The 18,915-nt window shown below is 74.7% G+C and carries 18 protein-coding genes; 8 read left to right on the forward strand and 10 right to left on the reverse strand.

Annotated elements, in window-relative coordinates:
- Positions 1-303 precede the first annotated feature (303 nt).
- The 3 genes from ACFXOZ_RS16720 to ACFXOZ_RS16730 all read right to left on the reverse strand — a co-directional run bounded on the left by ACFXOZ_RS16720 (position 304) and on the right by ACFXOZ_RS16730 (position 3,999).
- Positions 304-1,323 carry a glycoside hydrolase family 3 N-terminal domain-containing protein gene (locus ACFXOZ_RS16720; protein ID WP_380591059.1) on the reverse strand — a complete coding sequence of 340 codons (1,020 nt, stop codon included), beginning with the start codon at positions 1,321-1,323 and terminating at the stop codon, positions 304-306.
- A gap of 283 nt (positions 1,324-1,606) precedes the next feature.
- Positions 1,607-2,365, reverse strand: a complete 759-nt coding sequence (locus ACFXOZ_RS16725; protein WP_380591151.1) for a GNAT family N-acetyltransferase — start codon at positions 2,363-2,365, stop codon at positions 1,607-1,609.
- A gap of 65 nt (positions 2,366-2,430) precedes the next feature.
- Positions 2,431-3,999 carry a PLP-dependent aminotransferase family protein gene (locus ACFXOZ_RS16730; RefSeq protein ID WP_380591062.1) on the reverse strand — a complete coding sequence of 523 codons (1,569 nt, stop codon included), beginning with the start codon at positions 3,997-3,999 and terminating at the stop codon, positions 2,431-2,433.
- A 28-nt stretch (positions 4,000-4,027) separates the two neighbouring features.
- Here ACFXOZ_RS16730 and ACFXOZ_RS16735 point away from each other — a divergent pair, with 28 nt between their 5' ends.
- A complete protein-coding gene (locus tag ACFXOZ_RS16735) occupies positions 4,028-4,861 on the forward strand; it encodes a methyltransferase domain-containing protein (RefSeq protein ID WP_380529983.1) in 834 nt (277 codons plus the stop codon).
- 18 nt (positions 4,862-4,879) lie between these two features.
- Here ACFXOZ_RS16735 and ACFXOZ_RS16740 read toward each other — a convergent pair whose 3' ends face one another.
- The 3 genes from ACFXOZ_RS16740 to ACFXOZ_RS16750 form a co-directional block, all read right to left on the reverse strand.
- Positions 4,880-5,233, reverse strand: coding sequence for a hypothetical protein (locus ACFXOZ_RS16740; protein ID WP_380529985.1), 354 nt, complete (start codon positions 5,231-5,233; stop codon positions 4,880-4,882).
- Positions 5,234-5,325: 92 nt separating this feature from the next.
- Entirely contained in the window at positions 5,326-5,577 is a 252-nt protein-coding gene (locus tag ACFXOZ_RS16745; protein ID WP_380529987.1) for a hypothetical protein, read from the reverse strand.
- Positions 5,578-5,652: 75 nt separating this feature from the next.
- Positions 5,653-6,153, reverse strand: a complete 501-nt coding sequence (locus ACFXOZ_RS16750) for a MarR family winged helix-turn-helix transcriptional regulator (RefSeq protein WP_380529989.1) — start codon at positions 6,151-6,153, stop codon at positions 5,653-5,655.
- Between the two features lie 111 nt (positions 6,154-6,264).
- Between ACFXOZ_RS16750 and ACFXOZ_RS16755 the strand changes: the two genes are divergently transcribed.
- From ACFXOZ_RS16755 to ACFXOZ_RS16765, 3 genes are all read left to right on the forward strand, one after another.
- A complete protein-coding gene (locus ACFXOZ_RS16755) occupies positions 6,265-7,188 on the forward strand; it encodes an EamA family transporter (RefSeq protein ID WP_380591065.1) in 924 nt (307 codons plus the stop codon).
- A gap of 100 nt (positions 7,189-7,288) precedes the next feature.
- On the forward strand, positions 7,289-7,927 hold the full coding sequence (locus ACFXOZ_RS16760; protein WP_380529993.1) for an NAD(P)-dependent oxidoreductase: 639 nt from the start codon (positions 7,289-7,291) through the stop codon (positions 7,925-7,927).
- Between the two features lie 185 nt (positions 7,928-8,112).
- Positions 8,113-9,648, forward strand: coding sequence for an alpha/beta hydrolase (locus ACFXOZ_RS16765; protein WP_380591068.1), 1,536 nt, complete (start codon positions 8,113-8,115; stop codon positions 9,646-9,648).
- A gap of 69 nt (positions 9,649-9,717) precedes the next feature.
- Here ACFXOZ_RS16765 and ACFXOZ_RS16770 read toward each other — a convergent pair whose 3' ends face one another.
- Both ACFXOZ_RS16770 and ACFXOZ_RS16775 read right to left on the reverse strand, forming a co-directional pair.
- Positions 9,718-10,050 (reverse strand): hypothetical protein, encoded by a 333-nt coding sequence (locus ACFXOZ_RS16770; RefSeq protein ID WP_380591071.1) that lies wholly within the window; start codon positions 10,048-10,050, stop codon positions 9,718-9,720.
- Positions 10,051-10,068: 18 nt separating this feature from the next.
- Positions 10,069-10,482: a hypothetical protein gene (locus tag ACFXOZ_RS16775; protein ID WP_375886815.1), complete on the reverse strand. Its 414-nt coding sequence runs from the start codon at positions 10,480-10,482 to the stop codon at positions 10,069-10,071.
- A gap of 525 nt (positions 10,483-11,007) precedes the next feature.
- Between ACFXOZ_RS16775 and ACFXOZ_RS16780 the strand changes: the two genes are divergently transcribed.
- On the forward strand, positions 11,008-12,459 hold the full coding sequence (locus ACFXOZ_RS16780; RefSeq protein ID WP_380591074.1) for a hypothetical protein: 1,452 nt from the start codon (positions 11,008-11,010) through the stop codon (positions 12,457-12,459).
- Between the two features lie 108 nt (positions 12,460-12,567).
- Here ACFXOZ_RS16780 and ACFXOZ_RS16785 read toward each other — a convergent pair whose 3' ends face one another.
- Positions 12,568-13,101, reverse strand: a complete 534-nt coding sequence (locus ACFXOZ_RS16785; protein ID WP_380591077.1) for a GbsR/MarR family transcriptional regulator — start codon at positions 13,099-13,101, stop codon at positions 12,568-12,570.
- Between the two features lie 96 nt (positions 13,102-13,197).
- On the opposite strand from ACFXOZ_RS16785, the gene ACFXOZ_RS16790 reads away from it, so the two are divergent.
- Both ACFXOZ_RS16790 and ACFXOZ_RS16795 read left to right on the forward strand, forming a co-directional pair.
- On the forward strand, positions 13,198-14,124 hold the full coding sequence (locus ACFXOZ_RS16790) for an ABC transporter ATP-binding protein (RefSeq protein ID WP_380591080.1): 927 nt from the start codon (positions 13,198-13,200) through the stop codon (positions 14,122-14,124).
- Entirely contained in the window at positions 14,121-15,773 is a 1,653-nt protein-coding gene (locus ACFXOZ_RS16795) for an ABC transporter permease (RefSeq protein ID WP_380591083.1), read from the forward strand. The genes ACFXOZ_RS16790 and ACFXOZ_RS16795 overlap by 4 nt, the downstream gene beginning before the upstream one ends.
- 22 nt (positions 15,774-15,795) lie before the next feature.
- Here the strand turns inward: ACFXOZ_RS16795 and ACFXOZ_RS16800 are convergent, their stop codons facing one another.
- On the reverse strand, positions 15,796-16,383 hold the full coding sequence (locus ACFXOZ_RS16800; RefSeq protein WP_375886802.1) for a TerD family protein: 588 nt from the start codon (positions 16,381-16,383) through the stop codon (positions 15,796-15,798).
- Positions 16,384-16,654: 271 nt separating this feature from the next.
- Here ACFXOZ_RS16800 and ACFXOZ_RS16805 point away from each other — a divergent pair, with 271 nt between their 5' ends.
- Complete coding sequence (locus tag ACFXOZ_RS16805) at positions 16,655-18,898, forward strand: hypothetical protein (protein WP_380591086.1); 2,244 nt, start codon at positions 16,655-16,657, stop codon at positions 18,896-18,898.
- The last annotated feature ends 17 nt before the right edge of the window (positions 18,899-18,915 follow it).

Raw genomic sequence — 18,915 nt, forward strand, 5'->3', positions numbered from 1 at the left:
AACGCGTGGGACGGGGATCGAGCAATGTGTCATGGCACATGTGACATTTCATGCGTGCCTTGACTGCAACTCTGCCATGCGATTCAAACCCCCAAGTGCCACTTCCCCTTCGAACCAATGCCTCCGACCGAAAGCACGCCTACGATGGCGTGTTCCCATCCGGCAAGGCGAACCCCCGCACCTCGCCGGGCGTCGGCCCGTTGAACCCGGGATGAACCGTTGGCCCGGCGGCCGGACCGAGCAGCGGGGCCGCCCGGTCGGCCGCCCTGGCTGCCCTGGCCGCCCTGGCCGCGCGGGCCGCCGTCAGCCGAAGTCCTCCCGCAGCGCGTCCACCCGGGCGACGGCCTCCGTGAAGGCCGCGCGGTCGAGGCCGCCGGAGTCCAGGGCGGCCGCCAGGGCGGTGGTGGCGTCCTCACCCTGCTGGGGGTCGCGGGCGGAGCAGAGGATCAGGTCCATCCCGGCCGCCGCGGCGGCGACGGCACGCGGGCCGGTCGGACCGTACGGCGTGAGGGCGTCGGCCTCCAGGGCGTCGGTGACGGTGACGCCGTCGAAGCCCAGGCGCTCACGGAGTTCGCCCTGGACCACGATGGGCGACAGCCCGGCCGGGCGGTCCGGGTCCAGCGCCGGGTAGACCGCCCAGGAGGCCATCACCATCCGCACGCCCGCGGCGATGGCGGCCCGGTACGGGGCCTCGTCGCGGGAGCGCAGCCGGTCCAGCGGGACGGGGAGGGTGACGGGGCGGGCGTCGGTGTTCTCGTCCCGGGCCGCCGCACCCAGGCCGGGGAAGTGCTTGGCGGTGGCCGCCACGCCCCGGCTCTGCTGCTCGGCGAGGAAGGCGCTGCCCAACGCGCCCACCGTGGACGGGTCCTGGCCGTAGGAGCGCTCGTAGCGGTCGATGAAGTTGCCCGGGGTGTCGTAGACGTCGAGCACCGGGGCGAGGTTGACGTTCAACCCGGCGTCGCCGAGCGTTCCGGCAGCCCCGGCGCCGGAGTCCACGGCGGCGGCGAACGGATCCGGGGCCGTCCCGGTGCGGCGGGCGGAGAGCTCCGGCGCCCCCGGCAGCCGGCGCACCTTGCCGCCCTCCTGGTCGGTCATCAGCAGCAGCGGGCGCGCGTCCGGGGCCTCGGCGGCGGCCTGCTTCAACGCGGCCACCGCCTCGGCCAGTTGCTCCGGACCGGTGACGTTCTCACCGAACAGGATGACCCCGGCCGCCCGGCCCTCCCGGATCGCCCGCAGCACCCCGGGCGGCGGGGTCGGGCCGGGGTAGGAGAGCACGATGCGCCGACCCGCGAGTTGACGCGCGTCCTGGTGCCGTCCGGTCATCGCCGGGTTCCTCTCGTCGGGGAGCCCTCTCCCGCGCGTCACCGACCCGGCGGGGACGGGGCCGAGCACGGCCGCCACCACCAACACCACTGACGTCAACCGGGCGATCCGACGTAACGGGGCCATCCGTCCCTCCAGGGTCAGCAACGGCATACGGTCCGTCAGCGTACCCAGGAACCCGCCGGACGGCAGCCCGCACACCACCGGCCCCGCCACCGGCCCCGCCACCGGCACCGGCACCGGGGCCGGGCCCCCGTTGGCCCCCGGCCGCGTGCGGTGGGCCTCAGACGGCGTGCTCGACGAACTCGCCGCAGTCGTGGAAGCCCAGGCGGCGGTAGACCAGCCGGCCTTCCGCCGAGGCCTGGAGGACGGCGATCCGGTGCCCGTGGGCGCGGGCCGTCGCCAGGGCGGCGAGGGTGACGGCGCCGCCGTAGCCGCGTCGGCGGTGGGCGGCCAGCGTGGCGATGTTGTAGATCCCGGCGACTCCGGCGTGCAGGAGGACCTCGGCCGAGCAGACCGGCCGGTCGTCGACGTAGCCGACCAGGTAGCGGGCCGGACAGTCGTCGGCGAGTGCCGACTCCGCCGCACGGGTGAAGAACCGCCGCACGGTGGCGGCCGGCGGGTCCCAGTTCGCGGCCACGACCGAGGCGTGGTCGGCGAGGCCTTCGGGTGTGGTCACGGCGCGGATGTCGAGCCCGGTGACGTGCTCGGGCGGTGGGGCGTCGTCCAGGAGCGCCCACATGGCCGTCTCCCGCTCGGACGCCTCCAGGCCGGCGGCGCTCAGGCGGGCGGACAGGTCCGCCGGGGTCGAGGCCGGGCCGACCCACCACGAGAACGGGCGCCCCCTGGCGGCCAGGTCCCGGACGGTGTCGGCGATCCGCGCGTCGGCGGTGTCCGGGCGGAAGCGGGCCAGGGCGACGATGTTGAAGGTGTCGTCGTCGAGGCCGCTGTCGGCGACCGTCAGGTCGTCCGCGTCGGCGACGGTCATGCCCGCGGTACGGCGGTGCAGGTGACAGGCGTGCTCGGCCAGGTTCCGCTCCATCCTGGCCAGCAGGTCGGCTCGCTCCGGTGCAGCGGGTTTCGTCGTCCTCATGGTGGTCGATTCGATCACGCAGGAGCCGGGCGGGCACCCGAATTGCGGCCGGCCGAGGCCCGGCGGACCAACTCCCCCAGGACGGCGATGCCTTCGGCGATGTCGCCCGGCGGGCCGGCCGCGTAGCCGAGCACCAGACCGGGCGGGAACGGCAGGCGGGCGTGCCAGGACAGGGGCTGGACCTTGACGCCGCAGGCGAGCGCCGCGGTGGCCAACTCCACGTCACTGCATCCGAGTTGCTCCGGCAGGGTGAGCATCAGGTGCAGCCCGGCGGCCGCGCCGTGCACGGTCGCGGCGGGGAGGTGGGTACGGACGGCGGCGATCATCGCGTCCCGGCGGCGACGGTGGCGGCGCCGCAACAGCCGCAGGTGGCGCTCCAGTTCACCGGATTCCATCAGCCGGGCGAGCACCAGTTGGGGCAGCACCGGGTTGCCGAGGTCCGCGAAGCGCTTGGCGTCGAGGACGGCCGCACGCAGCGGCGGCGGCACCAGCAGCCAGCCGGTGCGCAGCGCCGGGGCGAGCAGTTTGGAGGTGCTGCCCGCGTAGCAGACCCGGTCGGGCAGTTCGGCCCGCAGCGCGGGGACGGGCGGGCGGTCGTAACGGTGCTCGGCGTCGTAGTCGTCCTCGACGACCAGACCGCCCTCGCCCGCCCAGCGCAGGAGTTCACGGCGCCGCTCGCCGCCGAGGACGACACCGGTCGGGTACTGGTGGGCGGGGGTGAGCAGCACGGCGGGGGCGCCGGTGGCGCGCAGCGCGTCGACCCGGATGCCCTCGGCGTCCACCGGGACGGGCGGGGTGGCGGCGAGCCAGTGGGCGAGGTGCTGGCGGGCGCCGAGGGAGCCCGGATCCTCGACCGCGACCTCGGTGATGCCCATCCGGCCGAAGGCCCGGCCGAGCAGTGCGAGCGACTGGGCCGTCCCGGCGACCACGAGCACCTCCTCCGGGTCGGCGCGGATGCCCCGGTTGCGGGCGAGCCAGTGGGCGACGGCCTGCCGCAGGGCGGGGGTGCCGCGGACGTCCCCGTAGCCGAGGTCGGCCGCGGCGAGGCCGTCGAGGACGGCCCGTTCGGCCCGCAGCCAGGCGGCGCGGGGGAACGCGGCGAGGTCGGGCACGCCGGGGGTGAGGTCGATCCGGGCGGGGGTGGCGCGCAGGTGGTCGAACACCTCGGGGTCGGGGTCGTCCCGGAACAGCGCGGGTGCCGGGCGGGCCGGCACAGCGGCGGAAACCGCGCTGGGAACCTCGGTGGGAACCGCGGCCGGCGGCAACGCGACCACGACCGTCCCGCCCCGGCCCCGCCCGGCGAGCTGCCCCGCCTCGGCGAGCCGCCGGTAGGCATCGGTCACCACGCCCCGGGAGACGCCGAGTTCGGCCGCGAGCACCCGACTGGCGGGCAGTCGGGTGCCGGCGGGCAGCAGCCCGTCGGCGACGGCCTCGCGCAACCGGCGGGCCAGCCAGTCGGTGAGGCCGCCCGGCGGGGCCTCGGCGGCATCGAGCTGGAGGAAGTCGACACCGGTCTCCCCGACCTCCCCGGCCGGTCCGGCCTCTTTGGACCTGTCGTTCGCGGCGGCTTTGGACCTGTTCACCGGTCCATACTGACGCGAGGGTTGAGCCATGACCACCGAGACGACCCCGCTCCCCGCCACCCCGTACGTCCACGGCTACTCCGACACCGAGGCGCAGCGCCTCGGCGACCAGGCCGACACCCTCGCCGAGCTGCTGCACTCGGGCACCGCCTACCCGGCGGGCAGCCGGGTGCTGGAGGCGGGCTGCGGGGTGGGGGCGCAGACGGCGCACCTGCTCGCCACCAGCCCGGGCGTGCTGCTCACGGCGGCGGACGTCTCCGCGCGGTCGCTGGACCAGGCCCGGGCCCGGATCGCCGCCGCGGCGCCGGCCGCCCAGGTCACCTGGCACCACGGCGACCTCCACCGACTGCCCTTCCCGGACGGCGCGTTCGACCACGTCTTCCTGTGCTTCGTACTGGAGCACCTGCCCGACCCGACGGCCGGGCTGGCCGCGCTGCGGCGGGTGCTGCGGCCGGGCGGCACGATCACGGTGATCGAGGGCGACCACGGCTCGGCCTTCTTCCACCCGGAGACCCCGGCGGCCCGCCGCACCGTCGACCACCTGGTCCGGCTCCAGGCCGGGGCGGGCGGCGACGCCCTGGTGGGGCGCCGGCTGCACCCGCTGCTGACGGCGGCCGGGTTCGCGGACGTGACGGTCCGCCCGCGGACGGTCTACGCCGACGACGGCCGCCCGGCCCTGGTGGAGGGCTTCACCCGGCGGACCTTCGTCCCGATGGTCGAGGCCGTCCGGCCCGAGGCCCTGGCCGCCGGGCTCACCACCCCGGAGGCCTTCGACCGCGGCATCGCCGACCTGCGCCGGGCGGCCGAACCGGGCGGGACCTTGCACTACACCTTCTTCAAGGCGGTCGCGGTCAACCCCTGACGCGTACGGGGTCGGCGCCTACCACCAGCCGCCACAGCCGCTGGAGTCGCAGGCACGCAGGTAGACCTCATAGGCGCCCTTGTAGGAGTACTGCTTCCCGAACGTGACCTTCTTCTGCTCCAGGCCGCCGGACTCCCAGCTGATCCGCACCTCGACCCAGACACTGCCGCTCCGCGTCAACCAGGCGAACTGACCGTTGTAGCCCTTGTGCCCGTCACCCGTCCAGGACTTCTCGACTCCGGCCTTGAAGCCCTTCGGGGACCACAGGTTCACGTCCGCCCCACTCTTCGGGGCGGCAGCGGCCGTACCGGCACCGACCGCCGCTGTCAGGGCGGCGGAAGCGAGCACGAGCACCGCGTCGCGCATACGCATCGGAACGATCTCCTTCCGGACATGTCTCGCCTTCGGTGCAATGGTCCCGGAACAGCTCCCGGGAGCGTCACTCCGAAATCGGCCAGTTCGCGTCAACCACCGTGGCGGGGAGAGCCGTTCGGGGCGGACGGCGGGGTCGGACCGTTCTCCGAGGGATCGGGCTCAGGACCGAGTTCCGCCATCCGGTCGGCGATCAGGTCGACGCACTCACGGATGCCGGGCACGGGCTCCGGCGACGCGTCGCGGATCGCCTTGATCGCGTGGACGTGGCGCCGTACGGCGAGGTGTTCGTCGACCGTGCGACGGACGTCGGCGGGGAGTGCGGTCCAGAGGGGGTGGTCCATGGCCGCCATCCAAGGCGGGGCGGCCCGCCCCGGCAATCGATTAACGGCCGGTCGAACCTCCGGCCGACCCGCGGGTCAGCCGGCCGGGTCGTCCCCGAGGTCGGCGAGCAGTGCGCGCATGGCGTCGACGAGCGCGGCCCTGCGGGCCTCGTCGAGGTCGGCGAGCATGCGGTGCTCGGTGGCGATGTGGTCGGGGAGGGCGCGGTCGATCAGGGCGTGGCCCTCGGGGGTGAGTTCGACGTCGCGGCTGCGGCGGTCCTGGTCGCTGCGGGTCCGGGTGACCAGACCGCGGGCTTCCAGGCGGTCGAGGCGCTGGGTGATGGCACCGGAGGTGACCATGGCGGACTGCATCAGGCCGGTGGGGGTGAGGCGGTAGGGCGGGCCGCTGCGTTTGAGGGTGGCGAGGACGTCGAACGAGGGCGCGTCCAGGCCGTGTTCGGCGAAGGTGCGGTTGAGTTCGGCGTCGACGAGGCGGTAGAGGCGCTTGAGCCGTCCGAACACCTCCATCGGGGAGACGTCCAGGTCGGGGCGCTCGGCGCCCCATTGCGCGACGACGCGGTCGAGATGATCTGCCACGGGTTCAGGGTAAGCGATGCCCGTCGGATTCCTTAGCGATGAGGTAACTGTGAGCCACATCACCGGTGGGATCCGCCGAAGAATGCCTTAGCGCTGAGATACATTGGCTTAGTGCTAAGTAATCGCCTCGCCGTCCTGCTGACGACGGCCCTCGCACCCGCGGTCTGGGGGACGACCTACCTCGTCACCACCGAACTGCTCCCGCCCCACCGCCCGCTCCTCGCCGCCGTCATCCGCTGCCTGCCCGCCGGACTGCTGCTGATCGCCCTCACCCGCGCCCTGCCCAAGGGCGACTGGTGGTGGCGCGCCCTCGTCCTCGGCGCCCTCAACATCGGCGCCTTCCAGGCCCTGCTGTTCATCGCCGCCTACCGCCTCCCGGGCGGGATCGCCGCCACCGTCGGCGCCGTCCAGCCCCTGGTCACCGCCGGGCTCTCGGCCGCCCTGCTCGGCGACCGGCTCACCCTGCGCACCGTGCTCTCCGGCATCGCCGGCGTGGCGGGCGTCAGCCTGCTGGTGCTGCGCGCCGACGCCCGGCTGGACGCGGCCGGGGTGGCCGCCGCGCTCGGCGGCGCGGTGGTGATGGCCTTCGGCGTCGTGCTCTCCAAGCGCTGGCTCTCCCCCGCACCGCTGCTCGCCACCACCGGCTGGCAACTCACCGCCGGCGGCCTGCTGCTGGTGCCGGCCACCCTGCTGAGCGAGGGCGCCCCGCCCACCCACTACACCGCCGACAACCTGCTCGGCTACGCCTACCTCTGCCTGATCGGCGCGGCCCTCACCTACGCCGTCTGGTTCCGCGGGCTGCGCTCGCTGCCGCCGACCTCGCTGTCCTTCCTCTCCCTGCTCAGCCCGGTGGTCGCCACCCTGGCCGGCTGGCTGGTGCTCGGACAGGACCTGAGCCCGCTGCAGGCGCTCGGCGCGCTGGTGGTCCTCGGCTCGCTGATCGTCGCCCAGACCCAGCGGCCCCGCCGGGCCGCCCCGCCGTCCACCGGACCGGGACCGGACCTCCGGCCGGACCCGGTGCGCGAGAACGCCTGACCCGGCACCTCGCACCTCGCACCTCGCACACGGCACACCGCACGACACCCCACCCCTGCCCCGTCCCAGTCCCGTTCAGAGGAACCGAGGAGAGACCTTCATGCGCATCACCGTGTTCGGCGCCACCGGCAACGTCGGCCGACGGGTCGTGACCGAGGCGCTCGCCCGCGGCCACGAGGTGACGGCCGTCGTCCGCGACCCCGCCAAGCCGCACGGCCTGCCGGCCACCGTCACGCTCGCCGTCGGCGATGCCGGCGAGCCCGCCGACGTCGCCCGGATCGTCGCCGGCCAGGACCTGGCGGTCACCGCCACCCGCCCGGCGCCCGGCCGTGAGCACGAGCTGGCCGCCACCACCCGGGGTCTGCTGGCCGGCCTCGCCGGGACCGGCGTGCGCCTGCTCGCCGTCGGCGGGGCCGGCAGCCTGACCGTGCCGGGCACCGACGGCACGATCCTGGTGGAGTCGCCCGGCTTCCCCGCGGAGATCCGACCGATCGCCCTGGCCTGCGGCGAGCAGCTGGAGCTCTACCGCGCGGACGGGGAGGTCGACTGGACGTACCTGAGCCCGGCCGCCCTGCTCGAACCCGGGGTGCGCACCGGCCGGTTCCGGCTCGGCCGGGACGAGCTGCTGGTCGACGCCGACGGCAACTCGGCGATCTCCATGGAGGACCTCGCCGTCGCGCTGCTGGACGAGGCGGAGCGGCCCGTGCACCGACGTGCCCGGTTCACCGCCGCTTACTGAGCCGCCCTCCGGAACCGCACCCGCCCGAACCACCCGCCGGAACCACCCGCCGGAACCGCTGCTGAAACGCCCCCCGCCGGGCCGTGGTGCTGGATACCCCCGCCCGGGGGTGTATCCAGCACCACCCCGAAGGCGGTCTCCTGCCTCATCGTGCGTCAGCCGTCCGGCGGGACATGATCGTTCCCGTGAACACCACCGCATCCCACGGCCGCCGCGCCGCCGCCCTCGCCGCCGCGCTCCTCGCCGGCCTCGCCCTGCCCGCCACCGCGAACGCCGACTCCGGCCGCAACCCGGGGGACGCCGACCGCGTCCCCGCCCGCTACGCCCGGCAGGCGCTCGACTGGCAGCCCTGCGCGGGCCAACCGGCCCTGGAGTGCGCCACCATGGCCGTCCCGCGCGACTGGCACCACCCCGGCGCAGGCGACGACCTGAGCATCGCCGTCTCCCGGCACCGCGCCACCGACCAGGCCCACCGCAAGGGCGCGCTGATGGAGACGGCCGGCGGCCCGGGCGGGCAGGGCCTGCTGCGCCCGATGGACCTCGCCCAGGGCGCCCCCGCGGTGGCCGCCGCGTACGACATCGTCAGCTTCGACCAGCGCGGCGTCGGCCGCAGCACCCACGTCGCGTGCCAGACCCCGGAGGAGTTCCAGGAGTTCCTGGCCGGGGACTACCGCGACCGGTCCCCGGAGGCGGTCGACCGGGTCATCGCCAACTCCCGCAAGCTGGTGGAGGGTTGCGAGAAGAACAGCGGCGACCTGCTGCCCTACCTGACCACCGAGCAGACCGCCCGCGACATGGACCTGTACCGCTCGCTGCTGGGCGAGAAGAAGATCAGCTACTACGGCGCCTCCTACGCCACCATGATCGGCGCCTACTACGGGACGCTCTTCCCGCACCGGGTCGAGCGGATGGTACTGGACAGCAACATCGGCTTCGACGGCACCTGGGAGCAGTACGAACTGGGCCAGCCGATGAGCTTCCAGCGCCGCTTCGAGGAGGACTTCCTGCCCTGGATGGCCGCCCGGGATGCCACCTACCACTGGGGCTCGACCCCGGCGGAGGTCGGAGCCCACTGGGAGCAGCGGCGCGCCGCGCTGCACGACGCGCCGATCACCGACGGGTCGTTGACGCTCGGCCCCAACCAGCTGGACAACGGCACGATCAACGCGATCTACAGCGAGAAGGCCTTCCCCCTGCTGGCGAGCGGACTGACCGCGCTGGACGACTGGCAGCAGGCCGATCCGGCCGCCAAGGAGACCGCCCGCCGGCTGTTCGGCCAGTACCTCAGCCCGGAGTTCCTCGCCGAGTACTTCTCGGTGACGTGCGGCGACACCCCGTGGACGAAGGACCTGGACACCTGGATCGAGCGCGGCGCGGAGAACACCGCGCGCTACCCGCTGATCGGTGCCCGCACGCTCGCGTTCAGCTCGGTCTGCGCGCTCTGGCCGACCGCCCCGGCGCCCGAGGTCAAGGTCACCGGCGCCCACCTGCCGCCGGTGCTGATGCTCAACTCGCTGCACGACCCGGCGACGTACTACGAGGCGGCGCTCGGCGCGCACCGGGCGCTGCGCGGCTCCCGGCTGGTGACGGTCACCAGCAACGGCAACCACGGCCAGTACCCGGGCTCCGACCCGTGCGTCACGGACACCGTCGAGCGCTACCTGCTGGACGGCCGCGCGCCCGAGCACGACCTCACCTGCCCGGCGCCGCAGGCCGGTTGAGCCCCCGGGCACCGCGGCCGACCGGCCCGGCCGGGCCGGTCAGGAGCGGGCCGGTCAGGAGCGGGCCGGTCAGGAGCGGGACTTCGGCCGGAGCTTGCCGCGCAGGTGCTCGGCGGCCACGGCCAGGACGAGGAAGCCGCCCACCGACAGCTTGATCCCGGCCTTGGCGACGATCCAGCCGATGCCCGGGACGGTCCAGCCCAACCAGTGGAGCCCGGCCAGCATCGCCGCGCAGCCGCAGACGATCGCCAGCACGGTGGCACCGACGGCGGCGACCCGCGAGAGTTCGCGCGGGCCGCCGTCGCCGTGCTCGCCGGCCTCCGAAGTGGCCTCCACCGCAGTCCCGTTGGCGGTGTCGTCCGCCGCCGCTCCGGCCGTCCCGTTCGTACCCCGATCACCCATGCAGGTGATCATACGGCCTCACCGGTGGGAGTGGTGGGTGTCCCCGAGGTGCTCCCCGGTCTCGTCGTCGGGGAAGCTGACGGCCATGGTGACCCGGTACTCGAAGACGTCGTGCCGGTGCCCGGGCACCCGCGCCCAGGCGAGCGAGTGCACCTCGGCCTCCGGGGCCTGCCGGCACCAGGCGGCGGCCTCCTCCAGGGCGCGCGCTGCCGAACGCCCGGTGCACACCACGGCGGTGTAGGCGGCGACCGCGACGTCCCCGCCGGTGGTGCGGCCGCTGCGCGACACCGCCCGGACGGCGGCGGCGGCCTGGGTCAGGTCACGGGCCAGGTCGTCCACCACCCGAGGGGGTGCCGGCAGGACCACCGCCCCCTCGGCGACGGTCTCCGGCAGGTTCGCGCTCACGGCTTCGGCCTCCATCCACATGGTCACGCGGCACAGCATGCCGGACCGGGATTCCTGGCATGCCCACTTTCACCTGAACGTCATCCGTCCAGGGCCGAGTTGGGGACGCCCCCTGGCGCCCGACCGTCCGTCCTGCTAGGGAAGGCCGCCCACGGGGGCGGGCATCGGGCCAGGTCAGCGGGGTTCGCGACGGGCGCCGCCGGGGAGCCCGAAACGACGCCCACGCACCACCCCCGCGCTTCGAACCGCCCGTCCGACCACCGGGGCGCCCGGCCGACCGGCGTTGGCCCCACGGCCAACTCCCGTTACCGGCAGCGGAGATGAAGCGCGGAGCGGGCGCCGCGCGACGGCTCCGGGCCGACCGGCCCTCGGCCGGGACACCGCGTTCACCCGTCGTCGGGTTCGCGGCCGCCTCCCGTCCATCCTGGACCTGTCAGATCGTCGTGATACTAATCGTTGCGGCGGCGGGCGCCGCCGATTCGGCGGGCGGGCACGATGACGAAGGCTCAACCGTTCCGGGAGGGTCCGGACGGCGACGGGGAGGGGCAGCAGATGGCGGCGAGGATCGGCAGTGCCAAGGGCGGGCGGAAGGTACGGATCGGCAAGCGGGTCACCGGCACGGCGGCCGCGTTCGCCGCGCTGGCCGCGCTGACCGGCTCTCAGGTGTCGGGCCTCGGGCTCGCCCCGGCCGCCGCCGCCGACACCGGGCAGGCACAGGACGCCGCCGCGCAGTCCGCGAGCGGCTCCACCACCCCCTTCGGCGGTCCGGCCGCCGGAGTCCCGGGCACCGCGGCCGACGGCGGCAGCGCCGTCCAGCTGCCGCAGCCGCCCGGCACCCAGCCCGGTCTGCCCGCGGCCGGCCCCTTCACCGCCAACGGGCCCTCGCTGCCCGCCACCGTCTTCGCCGCGTACCAGAAGGCCGAGGCCTCACTCGCGCAGCGTTCGCCGGGCTGCCACCTGCCCTGGCAGCTGCTGGCGGCGATCGGCCAGGTCGAGTCCGGCCAGGCGAACGGCGGCAAGGTGGACGCCGCCGGCACCACGCTCACCCCGATCCTCGGCCCGGTGCTGGACGGCAACGGCTTCGCCGCGATACCCGACACCGACGGCGGCCGCTACGACGGCGACTCCCGTTGGGACCGCGCGGTCGGCCCGATGCAGTTCATCCCCTCCACCTGGGCCTCCTGGGGCGTGGACACCACCGGCAAGGGCACGGCCGACCCGAACAACATCTTCGACGCGGCCGAGGCCGCCGGGCGCTACCTGTGCGCGGGCGGCCGGGACCTCTCCGACCCGGCCCAGCTGGACCGGGCGATCCTCAGCTACAACAACTCCACCGAGTACCTGCGCACCGTCCGCAACTGGATGGCGCACTTCGGCAGCGGCCAGGTGACCACGGTCGCGGACCGCCCGGGCGTCCCGACCCTGCCCGGCTCGACGCCCTCGCCCTTCCTCCGGCCGTCCGGCAGCACCGGCACCCCGGGCACCACCCCGACCGGCGGCACCGGCACCGGCCCGACGCCGGGCGGCCAGCCGACGGTGCCTCCGGTGACGCCGACTCCGACGCCGTCCGCGCAGCCCACCGGCACGCCGACGCCGAGCGGTTCGCCCTCGCCCTCCGCCAGCCCGACGGCCACCCCGAGCGGCACGCCGACGACGACTCCGAGCACCACGCCGACCGGCAGCGCCTCCCCGACGGCCACGCCGTCCGGCACCCCGACCGGCACGCCGACGTCCTGCCCGAGCCCGACCGCGACCGCGACGCCCACCGGAACGGCCACGCCGAGCGGTTCGCCCTCGCCCACCGCCGGCCCGACGTCCACCCCCACCGGCACCCCGTCGGCCGCTCCGTCCACCGCCCCGAACTGCGCGACGCCCACCCCCAGCGGCAGCCCGAGCGCCACCGCGACCCCCAGCGCCCATACCTCCGCCGCGTCGACCAGCACGCCGACCGGCACGCCGAGCGCCTCGCTCTCGCCCTCCCCCTCGGCGAGCGCGAAGAAGTAGCACCCGCGGACGCACCGCACCCAACCGCCGACGGCGGCAGAACGGCCCGACCGGCCGGACTGCCGCCGTCCGCACCTCCGGGACGCGAACGCCGTCGGGGCCGAGCTCCTACAGCTCCAGGTGCCGCGCCGCCCGGTGCACGCGCCAGCGGCCGAGCATCCCGTGCAGCTCGTCGATCATGAACTCGAAGAAGGCCGCGCTCTCCGCGAGCCGCTCCCCCGCGACCGTGCCCCTGCCGACGGTCACCTCCCCCTCCTTCAACACCCCGATCCAGCGCAGCAGCAGTTCGTCGCGCCGGGTCAGCGACTCGAACCAGACGTCGTTGAGCACCCGGTAGCGGTCGCGGCGGGAGCCCGGCTCGCGCTCCTTGGCGACCAGACCGACCTGGATCAGGTAGCGCATCCCGCCGGAGACGGCCGCCGGGCTGATCTGCAGCCGCTCGGAGAGCTCGGCGGAGGTCAGCACACCGCTCTCCTCGGCCATCAGGCAGGAGAAGATCCGGGCGGGCATCCGACCCATGCCGGCGACCACCAGCTCGGCCGCGAACCGCTCCACGAAGTCGGCCACGGCCTGGTACTCGTGCCACCTGCCCGGCGTCGGCGCCGCCCCCTGCTCCGCACTCCGCTCCGGTTCCCGTTCCACCGCTCTCCCCTTTCCCGGAGATCATCCGCCCACTGACCGAACTTTAACGCCTTCCCAATATTCACGTTTTTCTGAAACTACGGTAGCTTCGAAAGCATGACCAAGGCCATCATCCTGTCCGGCCTGCGCAAGACCTTCGGCCGGACCACCGCGCTGGACGGCCTCGACCTCACCGTCGAGACCGGCGAGGTCCACGGCTTCCTCGGCCCCAACGGCGCCGGGAAGTCCACCACCCTCCGCGTCCTGCTCGGCCTGCTGCGCGCCGACGGCGGCAGCGCCCGACTGCTCGGCAAGGACCCGTGGCGCGACGCCGTCGAGTTGCACCGCCGCCTCGCCTACGTCCCCGGGGACGTCGAGCTGTGGCCCAACCTCACCGGCGGCGAGGCGATCGACCTGCTCTGCCGACTGCGCGGCCGGCCCGACCCCCGCCGCCGGGACGAACTGGTCGAGCGCTTCGACCTCGACCCGACCAAGAAGGGCCGCAGCTACTCCAAGGGCAACCGGCAGAAGGTCGCCATCGTCGCCGCACTCGCCTCCGACGCCGAACTCCTGCTGCTGGACGAGCCGACCTCCGGCCTGGACCCGCTGATGGAGGTGGTCTTCCAGGACGTCGTCCGGCAGGCCAAGGACCAGGGCCGCACCGTCCTGCTCTCCAGCCACGTCCTGGACGAGGTGGAGAAGCTGGGCGACCGGGTCAGCATCATCCGCCGGGGCCGGGTGGTGCAGAGCGGCACCCTGTCCGAACTGCGCCACCTCACCCGCACCACCGTGGAGGCGGAGACCGACCGGCCCGTCACCGGACTGGACGCGCTGCCCGGGGTGCACGCCCTGCGCACCGAGGGGCGCCGGGTCCGCTTCGCCGTGGACGGCACCCGGCTCGACGCCGCGGTACGGATGCTGAGCGAGGCCGGACTGCGCACCCTCGTCAGCCACCCGCCCACCCTGGAGGAGCTCATGCTGCGCCACTACGGCGACGAGCTGGCCGCCAACGGGCACCGCCCCGACCCCGAGGCCGTCCGATGACCGCCACCACCGCCCCCACCGCCCGGGGCGCCGCCCCGGTCCGCCCCGGCGGGCCCGCCGCCCTGGCCGGCGCCGCCACCCTGCTGCGCTTCGCGCTGCGCCGCGACCGGGTGCGGCTGGGCGCCTGGGTGCTCGGCCTCGGGCTGCTCACCCTGGCCACCGCCGACAGCGTCCACTCCGTCTACCCGACCGCCGCCGACCGGGCCTCGATCGCGCACGCCTCGGCCAGTCCCGCCGTACTCGCCATGACCGGCCCGGCCCGTTACCTGGCCGACTACACCTGGGGGGCGATGCTCGGCCACCGGCTGCTGGGCCTGCTGGTCGTCCTCGCCGGTCTGCTGAACGTGCTGACCGTCATCCGGCACACCCGGGCCGAGGAGGAGGGCGGCCGCGCCGAGCTGGTCCGCTCGGCCGCCGTCGGCCGGCACGCCCAGCTCGCCGCCGCGCTGGCCGCCGCCGCGGTCGCCGACCTCGCCCTCGGCCTGCTGCTCGCCCTGGGCCTGCCCGCCCTCGGCATCCCCGGACTGGGCGCCGGCGGCGCGCTGCTCTACGGCGCCGCCACGGCCGTCGGCGGGCTGCTGTTCGGGGCCGTCGCCGCCGTCACCGCGCAGGTCTCCGCGCACGCCCGGACGGCCTCCGGGCTCGCCCTCGCCGTACTCGGCGCCGCCTACGCGCTGCGCGCCGCCGGGGACACCGGCCGGACCGGCCTCTCCTGGGCCTCCCCGATCGGCTGGCTCCAGCGCGGCTACCCCTTCGTCGAGGACCGCTGGTGGCCGCTGCTGCCCGCACTGGCGCTGGCCGCCGGCACGGCCGTGGCGGGGTTCGCGCTGAGCACCCGCCGCGACTTCGGCGCCGGGCTGCGCGCGGCCCGCCCCGGCCCGGCCACCGGCAGCGCCTTCCTGGGCACCCCGTTCGGCCTGGCGCTGCGGCTGCACCGCGGGCTGATCGGCGGCTTCGCGGCGGCCCTGCTGCTGCTCGGCGCGATGTACGGCTCGCTGCTCGGCGAGGCCGACTCGATGCTCCGGGACGTCGACCGGATCAAGGAGGCGCTGGCCCGGCTGGGCGGCCACTCCCTCGCCGACTCCTTCGCGGCGCTGACGATGCTGGTCGTCGCGGTGGTCGGCGGCGTCTACGCGGTGCTGGCGGCGCAGCGTGCGCGCGCCGAGGAGAGCGCCGGGCGGGTGGTGCCCGTGCTGGCCGCGGGGGTGTCGCGCTCCGGCTGGCTGGGCGGGCACCTGGCGGCGGCGCTGCTGGGCTCCGTCGTGGTGATGGTGGCGGCGGGCACGGGTTTCGGCCTGGCCGGGGCGCTGTCGACCGGCGACGGTGCCGTGTTCCTGCGGCTGCTGGGTGCGGCGCTGGTTTTCGTGCCCGCGCTGTGGGTGACGGTGGGCTTCGCGGCCGCCGTCCACGGTTGGCTGCCCCGGGCCACGGCGCTGGCCTGGGCCGTCCCGGCGTACGCGTTCGTGATCGGCTACCTGGGCCCGTTGCTGCAACTGCCCCGGGGGCTGGACGGGTTGTCCCCGTTCGGCCGGGTGCCCCGGCTCCCGGCGGCCCGGATGGACTGGGCGCCGCCGATCGTGCTGACCCTGGTCGCGGCCGCGCTGATCGCGCTGGCCCTGGCCGGGTTCCGGCGCCGCGACCTCGACTGAGGCGCCGGAGCCCGGGCCCGGGTCACAGGTGCTTGACCAGCTCCGGCATGAGGTCCTGGAAGGTGCGCCCGCTGGCGGGCTGGCCGATCGCGGCCATCTGCCAACCGCCCGGTGTGCGCTGCACCTTGGCCATGATCTGGGCGGTGTAGGGGCCGCCGCCGGTGAGGGTGTAGCGAGCCAGTTCGACGCCGGTGGTCTCGTCGACCAGGCGGCAGAAGGCGGCCTCGACCTCCTGGAAGGTCTGCCCGGTGAAGGAGTTCACGGTGAAGAGGATCTGGTCGACCTCGGCGGACACCTTGGTCAGGTCGACGGTGATCGACTCGTCGTCGGTCGCGTCGCCCGAGCCGCCGACCAGGTTGTCCCCGCTGTGCCGGACGGAGCCGTCGTTGCTGGTGAGGTGCTGGAAGAAGACCACGTCCAGCGGCTTGCCGTGGGCGAAGAGCACCGCCGAGGCGTCCAGGTCGATCTCCTGCCCGGCGGACAGCAGTTTGGCCAGGAAGCCCTTGCGCTGCACCGCCCGCCAGCCCAGGCCCATCCGGACCACGCTCAGCTGCCCACCGCCCGGCTTCTCCAGGCTGATCTTCTGCCCCTTGGCCAGCGAAACGGCCATCGTGCCCTCCTCGTTCCCGCCGCCGTCCGTGCCGTGAACCTATCGCACACAGAGAAACTATGATCATCGGACGGCGTCCGTCCAGGTCCCCTACCCAGGCGGCGGCGCTCCCACCCACCAGCCCCACCGGCCCCGCTCGCGGCGGTGCTCCGCGCACCGGCGGATCCACCCGTCCGACGACTGGCGTAGCCATGACAGGGGACCGGCCCGACGGGCGGCGCACCGTCTAGGGTCGCCTCGGAGCCGCTCCGACCCACGCTGGGGGACCACCATGCCCGAACAGCACGACGGAACACCGCCCGCGGCCACCGCCGCCACCACCGCCCGCCTCGGCCGCCGCCGGCTGCTCCGGGCCGGCCTCGGCGCGGGCGGCGCCCTCGCCGCCGGCCGCCTGCTGCCAGCCGGCCCGGCCCGGGCCGCCACCCCGTTCGCCCCGGCCCCGCCGACCGCTCCCGCCGCCCCGACCCTGACCGCCCGAGCCGCCCGAGCCGTCCGCCCGGCCGCGCCGGGATCCACCGCGGCGCAGCCCTGGCCCGACTGGACCCGCTACGCCCGGATCGCCGACGGCACCTTCAACGAGCCCGCCGACATGCAGGGTTACGTCGACGCCCTCAAGGCGCAGAACGTCAGCGTCATCGAACTCGACACCCTGCTCTCCAACTGGCTCACCGACGCCGAGTTCGCCGCCCACATGGCCGACGTGAAGACCTTCACCGGCCTGGCCCACGCGGCCGGCCTCAAGGTCGTCATGTACTACCCGTCCCTCGAACTGATCTCCCCCGGCGGTGAGAAGGGCCGCTCCTTCTACAAGGACGACCACGGCAAGGACTGGGTCCAGCGCGACCTCGCGGGCAAGCCCAACGTGTTCTACGGCAGCGTGGTGGTCTGGGTCGACCCGGGCGACGAGAGCGTCTGGCTCAGCCCCCACTCGCCCTGGCGGGACTACTACCTCCGGCGGATCAAGGGGGTGGCCGCCACCGGCGTGGACGGCATCTGGCCGGACGTGCCGATCTACTTCGACGGCGTGCTCACCTGGTGCGACGCCTCCAGCTGGGGCGCGGCCGCCTTCAAGGCCGACACCGGGCTCGCCCTGCCCCGGGCCGCCGACTTCACCGACCCGGTGTTCCGCCGCTACGTCGAGTGGCGCCACCGCAGCCTGCTCGGCTTCCAGTTGGACATCGCCGCCGCCGGGCGCTCGGTCAACCCCGACCTGGTCACCTTCGTCGAGACGGTCTCGATGGACTACCGCTACGCCACCTCCATCGGCCTGGACGGCGGCTACCTGCGCACCGCCGAGGGCGCCGTCTCCCAGGTCTGGGAGGTGGACATCCTCGGCAACTACGACGGGATGCGGCACGCCACCGCCACCGACTGGACCTGCCTGATCTCGATGTACAAGTACGCCCGCGCGGCCAGCGGCGCCAAGCCCGCCTGGGCGTTCTCCTACGGCTGGCAGGCCGACGACGCCTCGCTGGTGATGTCCCAGCTGATCGCGGCCGGCTGCAACCCGTACGAGGTGAGGACGCCGTTCAAGAACGACACCGTGGACGCGGCCATGCGCGCCCGGATGTACGCCTTCGTCCGGGCCAACCAGGCGAAGCTCTACGACCCGGTCTCCGCGGCCCGGGTCGGGGTCTACCACTCCGCGCCGTCCCGGGACTACGTCGCGCCCGGCGAGGGCAACGGGATGTACGCCAACGCCAAGGCCCCGGCCGGGATCGCCGACTGGTGGGGCGGCGACGACCCGCAGATGAGCTGTGCCGCGCTGCCCTGGCTCGGCGAGTTCCGCGGCACGGTCAAGGCGCTGGTGTACGCCCAGGTGCCGTTCGACACCGTGCCCAGCCCCGGCCTCGTCGCCGCCGACCTGGCCCGCTTCCAGGTCCTGCTGCTGCCCAACCTCCAGGCCGTCTCGGACGCCGAGGCGACCGTGCTGCGCGGCTTCGTCGCGGCCGGCGGGACGGTCGTGATCACCGGCCCGGCCCCCACCGCGCTGGACGAACTGGGCGGCCGGCGGGCCGAGTTCGCGCTCTCCGACGTCCTCGGGCTGCGCCGGGCAGACCCGTTGCCCGCGAGCCGGCGGAACTCCTACGGCAGCGGCAGCTGCTGGTACCTCAAGGCCCTGCCCGGGCTGAGCTACCTGTCGAACACCGACCAGGCCTCGGCCGACCAACTGCTGGCGGCGGTACGGCAGTCGGCGCCGCCCGCCGTCACCCTCACCGGGGACCGGCGGATCTTCCTGGACGCCCGGCGGCTCGGCGGCGACACCGTCGTCCACCTGGTGAACTTCACCAACTTCGGCGACGCCCCGGCCGACTTCCGCACCACGCCCGTCAACTGCACCCTCTCCTACGCGCTCCCGGCCGGAGCGGTCGTCACCGCCGTGACCGTCGCCAGCCCGGACGGCACCGACCCGGCGCCCCGGCCCGTCCCGTACACGGTGACCACCGGGACGGTCGGCGTGCCGCTGACCGTCGTCCAGTACTCGGTGGTGACGATCAGCGCGTCGGCGGCCTGACCGGGGGGCGACCGGGC

This window comes from Kitasatospora sp. NPDC059160 (genome assembly GCF_042755465.1).
In the GTDB taxonomy this organism is placed as follows: Bacteria; Actinomycetota; Actinomycetes; order Streptomycetales; family Streptomycetaceae; genus Kitasatospora.